Annotated in this window: 9 protein-coding genes; 6 read left to right on the top strand and 3 right to left on the bottom strand. The window is 70.7% G+C overall.

Going from position 1 to position 10,656, the window contains the following annotated elements:
• Positions 1-659, top strand: a 659-nt coding sequence (gene fghA / locus V7050_RS12975) for an S-formylglutathione hydrolase (RefSeq protein WP_324410632.1), incomplete at its 5' end; no start/stop codon positions are given.
• Entirely contained in the window at positions 656-1,096 is a 441-nt protein-coding gene (locus tag V7050_RS12970; protein ID WP_324367874.1) for a YaiI/YqxD family protein, read from the top strand. The genes fghA and V7050_RS12970, both read left to right, overlap by 4 nt.
• Before the next feature lie 9 nt (positions 1,097-1,105).
• Here the strand turns inward: V7050_RS12970 and V7050_RS12965 are convergent, their stop codons facing one another.
• Positions 1,106-1,534, bottom strand: a complete 429-nt coding sequence (locus V7050_RS12965) for an NUDIX hydrolase (protein WP_324367872.1) — start codon at positions 1,532-1,534, stop codon at positions 1,106-1,108.
• Between the two features lie 113 nt (positions 1,535-1,647).
• Here V7050_RS12965 and hslO point away from each other — a divergent pair, with 113 nt between their 5' ends.
• Positions 1,648-2,643 carry an Hsp33 family molecular chaperone HslO gene (gene hslO / locus V7050_RS12960; RefSeq protein WP_324367869.1) on the top strand — a complete coding sequence of 332 codons (996 nt, stop codon included), beginning with the start codon at positions 1,648-1,650 and terminating at the stop codon, positions 2,641-2,643.
• A gap of 193 nt (positions 2,644-2,836) precedes the next feature.
• Here hslO and V7050_RS12955 read toward each other — a convergent pair whose 3' ends face one another.
• Together V7050_RS12955 and V7050_RS12950 are read right to left on the bottom strand one after the other, a co-directional pair.
• Positions 2,837-3,964, bottom strand: coding sequence for an S-(hydroxymethyl)glutathione dehydrogenase/class III alcohol dehydrogenase (locus V7050_RS12955; RefSeq protein WP_324367866.1), 1,128 nt, complete (start codon positions 3,962-3,964; stop codon positions 2,837-2,839).
• A gap of 209 nt (positions 3,965-4,173) precedes the next feature.
• On the bottom strand, positions 4,174-5,442 hold the full coding sequence (locus tag V7050_RS12950) for a Na+/H+ antiporter NhaA (protein ID WP_324367864.1): 1,269 nt from the start codon (positions 5,440-5,442) through the stop codon (positions 4,174-4,176).
• A gap of 276 nt (positions 5,443-5,718) precedes the next feature.
• On the opposite strand from V7050_RS12950, the gene V7050_RS12945 reads away from it, so the two are divergent.
• The 3 genes from V7050_RS12945 to V7050_RS12935 form a co-directional block, all read left to right on the top strand.
• A complete protein-coding gene (locus V7050_RS12945) occupies positions 5,719-6,864 on the top strand; it encodes an efflux RND transporter periplasmic adaptor subunit (RefSeq protein ID WP_324369623.1) in 1,146 nt (381 codons plus the stop codon).
• A gap of 6 nt (positions 6,865-6,870) precedes the next feature.
• Positions 6,871-10,032, top strand: coding sequence for an efflux RND transporter permease subunit (locus V7050_RS12940; RefSeq protein ID WP_324369622.1), 3,162 nt, complete (start codon positions 6,871-6,873; stop codon positions 10,030-10,032).
• 44 nt (positions 10,033-10,076) lie between these two features.
• The coding region (locus tag V7050_RS12935) for an ion channel (protein WP_324410630.1) at positions 10,077-10,656 on the top strand (580 nt) is incomplete at its 3' end.

The following is a 10,656-nucleotide window of genomic DNA, read 5'->3' as shown; positions in this document are numbered from 1 at the left end:
ACGCCATGCTGAAGTCCGGCGCGCAGGCCTGGGCGTCGCAGGCGGGGATCGCGGGGATCTTTCCCGACACCTCGCCGCGCGGGGCCGGGGTGGCCGACGACGCGGGCTTCGATCTCGGCCAGGGCGCGGGGTTCTATCTGGACGCCACCGTGGCGCCCTGGGCGCCGCATTTCGCCATGTGGCGCTACGTGACCGAGGAACTGCCGGGCCTCGTCTTCGACGCATTCCCGTTGGCGGAAGGCGCGCAGGGGATCACCGGCCATTCCATGGGCGGGCACGGGGCGCTGACCGTGGCGCTGAGCCTGCCCGACCGGTTCCGCTCGGTCTCGGCCTTCGCGCCGATCGCCCATCCCACGGCCTCGGACTGGGGGCGGCGCCAGTTCGCGGCCTATCTCGGGGCGGACGAGGCACGCTGGGCGGCCCATGACGCGAGCCTGCTCCTGCGCCAGCGGGGCTGGAAGGGGCATCTGCTGATCGACCAGGGCACGGAGGACCAGTTCCTCGACAAGCTGATGCCCGGCGCGCTGATGGCGGCGGTGGCCGAGCGGCGCCAGGCGGCGACCATCCGCCTGCAGCGGGGCTACGACCACAGCTATTTCTTCGTGGCGAGCTTCATGGCCGACCATGTCGCCTTCCATGCCGAGGCGCTCTTCGCGTGATCTTCGTCGATGCGGACGCCTGCCCGGTGCGCGCCGAGACGGTGAAGGTCGCCGAGCGCCACGGCGTGAAGGTGACCTTCGTGACCGACGGCGGGTTGCGCCCGAGCGCGCATCCGCTGGTCTCCATCGTGGTGGTGACGGAAGGCGCGGATGCGGCGGACAAGTGGATCGCCGCGCGCATCGGGCCGGGCGATGTCTGCGTGACCGCCGACGTGCCGCTCGCCGCGCGCTGCGTTGAGGCCGGCGCGCGGGTGCTGGCGCCCGACGGCCAGGCCTTCACGCCCGCCAATATCGGCGCGCGGCTCGCGCTGCGCGACCTGATGGCCGACCTGCGCGCCGCCGATCCGTTCCGCAAGGGGGGCGGCAGGCCCTTCGCCGCGGCGGATCGCTCGCGCTTCCTCGAGGCGCTGGAGCGGGCGCTGCGCGCGTCGACATGAGCGCCGGGCTCAGGACCGGGCGACGAAATGCCGGTCGCCGGGATTGGCGAGCAGGGCCGCCGCCGCGGCGACCGGCATCCAGAGCGCGCGGTGGCCGGGCTCCTGCGGGTCGCCGAGGCGCAGCACCGGGCGGGCGAGATAGACATGGCAGATCTTCCGCGCCCAGAGATCGTATTCCGGCATGTAGGTGTAGCGCTGGAACGCACCGAGGCGGCGCAACACCCGGATGCGCCAGCCGGTTTCCTCAAGGCATTCGCGATGCAGCGCGGGCAGCGGGCTCTCGCCGGGATCGATGCCGCCGCCGGGAAGCTGGAGCTCAGGTTGAGGCTCGGCCTGCTCGGTGACCAGCACGTCCCCGCCCTCGCGGATGACCGCATAGGCGCCCGGGCGGGTCCGGTAGGTCTGGCCCGGCAGCACCGGTTCGCCGAAACGTCGCATGGCCGGACCCTAGACCGCCGCCGGTCGGATTGGGAAGGCCGGAGGCTGGTCCTGGCGTTTGCAGTCCGGGCGGGGAGATCCTATCTGGAGGGACTGCAAACCCCGGAGACACCATGAGCCTGGCCGCCCGCATCGCCTGGGACGACACGATCCTGCCCTTCCAGCTCGATTTCGCGGATATCCGCGGGCGGGTCGCGCGGCTCGATGCGACGCTTGAGACGATCCTCGCCCAGCACGACTATCCGCGGCCGGTCGCGGCGCTGGTGGCCGAGGCCGCACTCCTGACCGCGCTGATCGGCCAGACCATCAAGCTGCGCTGGAAGCTCAGCCTGCAGGTGCGCGGGCAGGGGCCGATCCGGCTGATCGCCACCGATTATTTCGGGCCTTCCGCCGAGGGCGAGCCGGCGCGCCTGCGGGCCTATGCCGGCTACGATGCCGAGGGAATGGCGGCGGAAGGAGTGCGCCCCTTCGACCTGATCGGCGAGGGGCTCTTCGCGATCCTGATCGACCAGGGACCGGGCACCAGCCCCTATCAGGGCATCACGCCGGTGGCCGGGCATTCGCTGGCGCATTGCGCCGAGACCTATTTCGCCCAGTCCGAGCAGCTGCCGACGCGTTTCGCGCTCGCCATGGCGGAGGCGCGCGAGCCCGGCGAGGCGGCGCATTGGCGCGGCGGCGGGGTGATGCTCCAGCACATGCCGAAGGCATCGCCCGTCGCCGACCGGGGGGCCAGCGGCTTCGACGGGCTCCTGGCGGCGCAGGACGTGCTCGATGGCGCGGATGCCGAGAACTGGAACCGCGCGGTGACGCTGCTCGAGACGGCCGAGGAGGTCGAGCTGATGGGGCCGCATGTGGGCTCCGACGGGCTGCTGCTGCGGCTCTTCCACGAGGAGGCGCCGCGCGTCTTCGCCCCCCAGCCGGTGCAGTTCGGCTGCACCTGTTCGCCGGGGAAGGTGGTGATGAGCCTCGCCGAATGCTCCGCCGAGGAGATCGCCGCCATGACGACGCCCGAAGGTGTGGTGACCGCCGATTGCCAGTTCTGCGGCGCGCATTACGCCTTCGATCCGGCGGATCTGGGCGCGGGAGCGGGCGGTCCCGCGGCGGAATGACGGCGTAGCGACGGCCCCTCCGGCAGAAGCATTCCGTGGCGCCCGCGGCGGGAAAGGGCCGCGCGCCCGGAGCATCCCGGCGGCCGGCCCAAGCGCGTCCGCAGGGCCGCTAACGCTTTTCCCCAATCAAATCAGCGCATTGCGCTCCGTCCCCATGAGGACGGGTCGTCAGCCCCGCCCGGCGGCCGGTCGCTCAGTAGACCACCACGCTCCGGATCGATTCCCCCGAATGCATCAGGTCGAAGCCGCGGTTGATGTCCTCGAGCGCGAGGATATGGGTGATCATCGGGTCGATCTGGATCTTCTTGTCCATGTACCAGTCGACGATCCTGGGCACGTCGGTCCGCCCCCGCGCGCCGCCGAAGGCGGTGCCCTTCCAGACCCGGCCCGTGACCAGCTGGAACGGCCGGGTGGCGATCTCGGCGCCCGCGGGCGCGACCCCGATCACCACCGAGACGCCCCAGCCGCGATGGGCGCATTCCAGCGCCTGCCGCATCACCTTGACGTTTCCGGTGCAATCGAAGGTGTAGTCCGCCCCGCCGATCTGGTCGGCGCCGCGCTTGGTGAGATTGACGATATGGGGGACGATGTCCTCGCCCGCCTCGGCGGGGTTGACGAAATGCGTCATCCCGAAGCGCTCGCCCCATTCCTTCTTGGAATTGTTGAGATCGACGCCGATGATCATGTCGGCGCCGGCGAGCTTCAGCCCCTGGATCACGTTGAGCCCGATGCCGCCCAGGCCGAAGACCACCGCGGTCGAGCCGATCTCGACCTTGGCGGTGTTGATCACCGCGCCCACGCCGGTGGTCACCCCGCAGCCGACGTAGCAGATCTTGTCGAAGGGCGCGTCCTCGCGCACCTTCGCCACGGCGATCTCGGGCAGCACGGTGAAGTTCGAGAAGGTCGAGCAGCCCATGTAGTGGAAGAGCGGCTTGCCGTCGAGCGAGAAGCGCGAGGTGCCGTCCGGCATCAGCCCCTGCCCCTGGGTGGCGCGGATCGCGGTGCAGAGATTGGTCTTGCGGCTGAGGCAGGAGGGGCATTCCCGGCATTCCGGGGTGTAGAGCGGGATCACGTGATCGCCCTTCCGCACCGAGGTGACGCCCTCGCCCACCTCGACCACCACGCCGGCGCCCTCGTGGCCGAGGATCGCGGGAAAGAGCCCCTCGGGGTCGGCGCCCGAGAGCGTGAACTCGTCGGTATGGCAGATGCCGGTGGCCTTGATCTCGACCATCACCTCGCCGGCCTTGGGCCCGTCGAGATCCACGTCGACGATCTCCAGCGGCTTCCCGGCCTCGAAAGCCACGGCGGCGCGACTACGCATGTTCGGCATCTCCCCTTGAACCTCGCGCCGCAGCCTGCCGGATCGCGCCGGCCCGCGCAAGCCGTGACCGGGCGCCGCCCGCCGCCGCGGGAAGCGCCCGGAGCCTCAGGCGGCGGGGCCGTGCATGCAGGTGCGGCCGCCCCGCGCCGGAGGGCGGCCAGCCGCCCTCCTATGATGCGGCACGCCGGCGGTGCAGGCGGCCGCGGCCGTCACTCCGCGACCACCATGTGCCGGCGTTCCACCCGCATGATCCGGCCGACCGCGATGGCGATCGCCGCGGCGCCGAAGGAGAAGAGCGCGCCCATCTTGGCGGCGTCCTGCACCGGACCCGGCGGGAAGGCGACGCCGGCGACGAAGAGCGCGACGGTGAAGCCGATCGCGGCGACGCAGCCGATCACCACCAGATCGCTGATGCGCATGCCTTCGGGCAGGCCGAGCTTCAGCTTCTCGGCCGCGAACCAGCCGAAGAGGGCGATGCCGAGCGGCTTGCCGATGATCAGCCCGGCCAGCACCAGCCAGGTCGCCTCGCCCATCGCCGAGAACTCGACGCCGGCATTCGCCAGCCCGAAGAAGAACAGGATGATCTCGACCGGGTTCTTCAGCATGTGCTCGATCCGGTTCAGCAGGTCGTGCTGGCCCGTCTCCTCCGCCGAATAGAGGCCGAAGTCGATATCGGCATGCGGGATCGCCGGGATGATCGGCAAAAGTCCGAGGGCCGGGTGGATCCCCGCCTGCTGGAAGCCGTACCAGCTCAGCGCGCCGCCCAGGGCATAGGGCCAGAAGTCCAGCCGGGTATGGGCGAAGGTGCTGTGCGGCCGATGATCGTGCCGGCTGTCCATGGTCCGCGGCAACCTGTTCGCCAGCAGATAGATCAGGAGCGCGCCCCCGAAGGACAGCAGCAGCCAGGCCGGCTGCAGCTCGCCCTGCGGATAGAAGATCGCGAGGATGAAAAGCCCGCCCGCGTCGTCGGCGATGGCGAGCAGCAGCAGGAACATCACCGCGGGATGCCCGGCCCCGAACACCAGCCGTCCGACCAGGTAGGAGAAGGCGATGTCGGTGGCGGTCGGGATCGCCCAGCCGTTCGCCAGAACCCAGAACTTGCCGACCAGCGCCGCGCCGAGCAGATAGACCGCGGCGGGTCCGACCATGCCGCCGGCGGTGGCGATCAGCGGCGTCATCGCCTTGCGGCCGCGCAGCGAGCCGTTCCTCAGCGCCACCGCCTCCCAGACCTCCTTGCCGGCGATCGCGAAGAACAGGGCCATGAGCACGTCGTTGATGAGGTAATGCACGGTGAGCGTGCGATGGGCGTGGCCTTCGGCATCGATGTGCAGATGCCCGATCGGGCCGCCCTCGAGCAGCGGGAACTCGACGAAGGCGTGATAGCTCGCGGCATCGGTGTTCGCCCACACCAGGCCCGCGAGCGCGCCGAGAATCAATAGTGCCGAATACTCGGCGACAAATCTCCAGACCCGATACATGCGCCCTCCCCTGATCGACTGCATCGGCAAGGCTGGACAATCCGCGCGCCCAAATCAACCGCTAAAGGACCGCCGCCCGGGCTGCGGCCTCGCGCGACGGGCGACGGGCGGAGCCCTGCCGAACCGCCGCGGGCCGGCCGGGGTCGGCCCCGCGCATCGCGGGCAGGGAACGCGCCTCCGCAAGCCCGCCCCCCGCCTCGCCCGGCGAAAGAGGTTTCGCCGCGGACCGGGCCCGGGCTAGGATGACCACGCTCGCGGAGATGGCTGGAGAGTGGAATGCGGCAAACGGTCCTGGTCTGCGCCCTGGCATCGCTTGCCTTTCTCGCCGGTTGCGACGGCTCGGACGAGGACGAGAGGGGCGGTGCCGGCGCCGAGGCGCCATCGGTCCAGGTCGCCGGGGTCGCCCGGCGGGAGATCCTCGACACCGCCGATTTCATCGGTCGCGTGGAGGCGATCGACACGATCGACCTCACCGCCAGGGTGGAGGGCTTCCTCGAGCGTCGGGGCGCGCAGGACGGCAGCTACGTCGACCAGGGCGCGGAGCTCTTTCTCATCGAACCCGAGCCCTACGAGGCGGCGGTCGCCAAGGCGGAGGCGGGGGTCGCCCAGGCCGGCGCCGATCTCGCCCTCGCGGCGGTGGAGCTCGACCGTGCGCGGGAGCTGCTCGCCCGCGAGACCATCCCCCAGGCGCAATACGACACCGCCTTCGCCCAGCGCGATGCGGCCCAGGCCCGCCTCCAGGCGGCCGAGGCCGACAGGCGGCAGGCCGAGCTGCGCCTCGGCTACACGCGGATCACCGCGCCCTTCGCCGGGCGGATCGGGCGCATCGCCTCGAGCGAGGGCGCCGTCGTCGGCCCCGCGACCGGGCCCCTGGCGAACCTCACCCGGATCTCGCCGATCTACGTGGCGTTTTCGCTCGGCGAGGCCCAGTTCCTCTCGATCCTCGACGAATCGGGCGCCGAGGATCTGCGCGGCAACGTCGACCCCGAGCGCAGCCCGCCGGTCAGGATCATCCTGCCGAACGACGAGAGCTACCCGGAGCCCGGCGCGATCGCCTTCGTCGACAACCGCGTCGATCCCAGGACCGGGACGATCGGGCTGCGGGCGCGCTTCGAGAATGCGCGCGGGCTGCTCTGGCCGGGCACCTTCGTCACGGTCGAGGTGGGCAGCGAGGAAGCGGAGGTCCGGCTGGTCGTCCCCCAGGCCTCGGTGCAGCGGGACCAGCGCGGCCCCTTCGTGCTGGTGGTCGGGGAGGACGGTCTGGTCGAGCAGCGCCATGTCGAGCTCGGCAAGCAGGTCGGCTCGGACGTCGTGGTGGCGGAGGGGCTCCAGGAAGGCGAGAGCGTCATCGTCGAGGGTCTCCAGCGCGTGCGCCCGGGCGTGCCGGTCAATGCGGTGCCCGCCGCGCCCCGGGAAGGCTGACGACCCGTGTCCTTCTTCATCGACCGCCCGAAATTCGCCCTCGTCATCTCGATCTTCCTGACCATTCTGGGCGGCATCGCCTATCTGGTGCTGCCGGTCGAGCAGTTTCCCGAGATCACCCCGCCGGTGGTGCAGGTCTCGGCGAGCTTCACCGGCGCGAGCGCGGAGACGCTCGAGGAGACGGTCGCCGCGCCGATCGAGGCGCAGGTGAACGGGGTCGAGGACATGCTCTACATGGATTCGACCAGCTCCGACAGCGGCAGCTACAAGCTCGCCGTCACCTTCGACGTGGGCACGGATTCCGACATCGCCACGGTCAACGTGCAGAACCGCGTCGCCCAGGCCACGAGCCAGCTGCCGGAGGAGGTGATCCGCTCCGGGGTCGAGACGCAGAAGTCCAGCACGAACATGCTGATGATCGTGACGCTCTTCTCGCCGAAGGGCACCTATGACGAGCTCTTCCTGTCGAACTACGCCTCGATCAACATCCGCGACGTGCTCGCGCGGGTGCCGGGCGTCGGCAGCGCCGACGTGCTCACGGACCTGCAATACGGCATGCGCGTCTGGCTCGACCCCGACCGGCTGGCGAGCCTCGGCCTGACGCCCGCGGATTTCATCGCCGCGATCCAGGACCAGAACGCGATCGTGCCCGCCGGGCAGATCGGGGCACCGCCGGCGGCACCCGACCAGCAGTTCCAGTATACCGTGAAGGCGAAGGGCCGGCTCTCCGACCCGGAGGAGTTCCGGCAGATCGTGCTGCGGAGCGGCGAGAGCGGCGCCCAGGTGACCGTGGGCGACGTGGCGAGGGTGGAGCTCGGCTCGCAGATCTACAGCTTCTCCGGCGCCTTCCTCGGCCAGCCGGCGGCGGTGCTCGCGGTCTACCAGACGCCCGGCGCCAATGCGCTGGCGGTCTCCGATGGCGTGATCGCCGAGATGGAGCGGCTGAGCGGCCTCATGCCCGACGACGTGACCTATTCCGTCACCTACGACACCACCGACTTCATCGAGAGCTCGATCAACGACGTGGTCGAGACCCTGTTGCTGGCGCTGGTGCTGGTGATCCTCGTCGTCTTCGTCTTTCTCGGCAGCGTGCGGGCCACGATCGTGCCGGCGGTCGCGATTCCCGTCTCGCTGATCGGCACCTTCGCGGTGCTGCTCGGGCTCGGCATGTCGCTCAACACCGTGACGCTCTTCGCGCTGGTGCTTGCCATCGGCATCGTCGTCGACGATGCGATCGTCGTGGTGGAGAATACCGAGAAGCTCATCGCCGAGGGGCTCGCGCCCAGGGAGGCGACGCGGCAGGCCATGCGCGAGATCACCACCCCGGTCATCGCCACCACGCTCGTCCTGCTCGCGGTCTTCGTGCCGGTCACCTTCATGCCGGGGATCACCGGCCGGCTCTACAGCCAGTTCGCGGTGACGATCTCCACCGCCGTCGTCATCTCCTCGATCAATGCGCTCACGCTCTCCCCGGCGCTCTGCAGCCTGCTGCTCCGGCCCCGCTCCGGCCCGCCCCGCGGCCTGCTCGCGATCTTCGAGAAGGCGATCGGCGCGTCGCGGAACGGCTATGTGGCGGTGGTCGCCCGGCTGGCCCGGGCCTCGGCCTTCGGGCTGCTCGCCGTGGGGGCGACGCTCGCGGCCATCGTGATCCTGTCGCGGGCGGCCCCGACCGGCTTCCTGCCGACCGAGGATCAGGGGGTCTTCGCCATCGACGTGCAGCTGCCCGACGCGGCCTCGCTGAACCGCACCGAGGAGGTCAGCCGGAAGGTCGAGGCGATCCTCGCCGAGACGCCCGGCGTGCGCGACTACGTCACCGTCAACGGCTTCGGCGTGCTGAGCGGCGGCGCCGCGACGAACATGGCCTTCATCGCCGTGGCACTCGAGCCTTGGGCGGAGCGGCAGGCGGCGGAGCTCCACGCCGAGGCGATCCGCGCGCGGGTCCAGGCGCAGCTCAACGCGATCCCCGCGGCCTCGCTGATCACCTTCTCCCCGCCGCCGATCCCGGGCCTCGGCGGCACCGGCGGCGTCGAGATGAAGGTGCAGCAGACCGGCGGCGGCACGCCGCAGGATCTCTCGGCCGCGCTCGGCTCGCTGATCTTCGCCGCGAACCAGCGCCCCGAGATCGGGCGGGTCTACACGACCTTCCGCGCCAATGTGCCGCAGCTCTTCGTCGATCTCGACCGGGAGAAGGCCAAGGCGCTCGATGTCGACGTCTCGGACGTCTTCCTCACGCTCCAGGCCTATCTCGGCTCCTTCTACGTCAACGACTTCAACCGGTTCGGCCGGGTCTACCGGGTGGTGATCCAGGCGGAGGGGGCTTACCGCGAGAGGCCCGAGGACATCGGCCGGCTCCACGTGCGCTCGCGCGGCGGCGAGATGGTGCCGCTCAGCACGCTCGTCACGGTGGAGAACATCCTCGGGCCGATGAACCTCGTGCGCTTCAACCTCTACCGCGCGGGGGCCGTCACCGCCGATCCCGCGCCGGGCCATTCGACCGGCCAGGTCATCGCCGCGATGCAGGAGGTCGCGGCCCAGGCCCTGCCGCCGGGCTATGCCTTCGAATGGACCGGAACGGCGGCCCAGGAGCTCGAGGCGGGCAATATCGTCGTGGTGATCCTCCTGCTCTCGGTGCTCTTCGCCTATCTCTTCCTGGTGGCGCAATACGAGAGCTGGACCATGCCGCTCGCCATCCTGATGACGGTGACGGTCGCGCTGCTCGGCGCCTATGTCGCGACCATCCTCGCGGGGCGGGACGTGAACCTCTACACCCAGATCGGCATGGTCATGCTCGTCGGCCTCGCCGCGAAGAACGCCATCCTGATCGTGGAATTCGCCATGCAGGAGCGGGCGGGCGGCCGGTCGATCTACGATGCCGGCGTGACCGCCGCGCGGCTGCGCTTCCGGGCGGTGATGATGACGGCGCTCTCCTTCCTGCTCGGGGTGGTGCCGCTGATGCTCGCCTCCTCGGCCGGCGCGGCCAGCCAGCAGGCGATCGGCATCACCGTCTTCGGCGGCATGCTCTTCGCCAGCACGCTCGGGGTCCTGCTGACCCCGGTCCTCTACGTCGCGGTCCAGGCCGGGCGCGAGATCGTCAAGCGGCAATATGCCGGGATCCACGCGCCGGCACCGCGAAGCGCGGCCCCGCCCCTCGCGGAGGGCGCCCCATGAGACCGCCCGGACGCCCGGCGCGGCGTCCCTGAGGCCCGGTCGCGGTGCGGCTCGTCCGGGCCTATCTCCGCCTCCTGGGGCGCCGGCGGTGGAGCCTGCTGCTGGTCCTCGTGATCGGCGCCATCCTCGCCGAGCCGCTTCTCGGCAGCGCGCTGCCGGTGCGCCTGCTGGCCGCCCTGCTCTTCGTCCTGATCCTCGGCGGCGCCGTCCATACCGGGCGCCACACCCGGCGCAGCGCCCGGGCCATGGCGGTCCTGCTCCTCCTCTGGCTCGCGACCGAGTTCACGCGGCTGCTGGCCCCGGATCTCGTGCCCGGCGCCGTGACCCTGGTCGTCACCCTGCTCGTGCTCGCCGCCGCGATCTGGGCCACCTTCGCCGAACTCCTCGGCACCTCCGACACCAGCCCCGACGCCCTCATGGGGACCATGTTCGGCTATTTCCTGATCGCGGTCGCCTGGTCCTATCTCTATGCCGCGATCGCGGTCTCCGACCCGGAAGCCTTCGCGCTGGGCGGCGGTGCAAACGTCGGGGTGCAGCTGCGCTACTTCAGCCTGGTGACCATGACCACGCTCGGCTACGGCGACATCGTGCCGCTCTCGCCCGCGGCGCGCATCGTCTCGGCGC

The sequence above is a fragment of the Amaricoccus sp. genome (assembly GCF_036846665.1).
Classification (GTDB): Bacteria; Pseudomonadota; Alphaproteobacteria; order Rhodobacterales; family Rhodobacteraceae; genus Amaricoccus.
This window is presented reverse-complemented; position numbering and strand designations above follow the sequence as displayed.

What these genes read in the sequence shown, in the direction of transcription:
- V7050_RS12965 (WP_324367872.1), bottom strand. Translation starts at nt 1,534, where the DNA reads ATGCGACGTTTCGGCGAACCGGTGCTGCCGGGCCAGACCTACCGGACC.
- hslO (WP_324367869.1), top strand. Translation starts at nt 1,648, where the DNA reads ATGAGCCTGGCCGCCCGCATCGCCTGGGACGACACGATCCTGCCCTTC.
- V7050_RS12955 (WP_324367866.1), bottom strand. Translation starts at nt 3,964, where the DNA reads ATGCGTAGTCGCGCCGCCGTGGCTTTCGAGGCCGGGAAGCCGCTGGAG.
- V7050_RS12950 (WP_324367864.1), bottom strand. Translation starts at nt 5,442, where the DNA reads ATGTATCGGGTCTGGAGATTTGTCGCCGAGTATTCGGCACTATTGATT.
- V7050_RS12945 (WP_324369623.1), top strand. Translation starts at nt 5,719, where the DNA reads ATGCGGCAAACGGTCCTGGTCTGCGCCCTGGCATCGCTTGCCTTTCTC.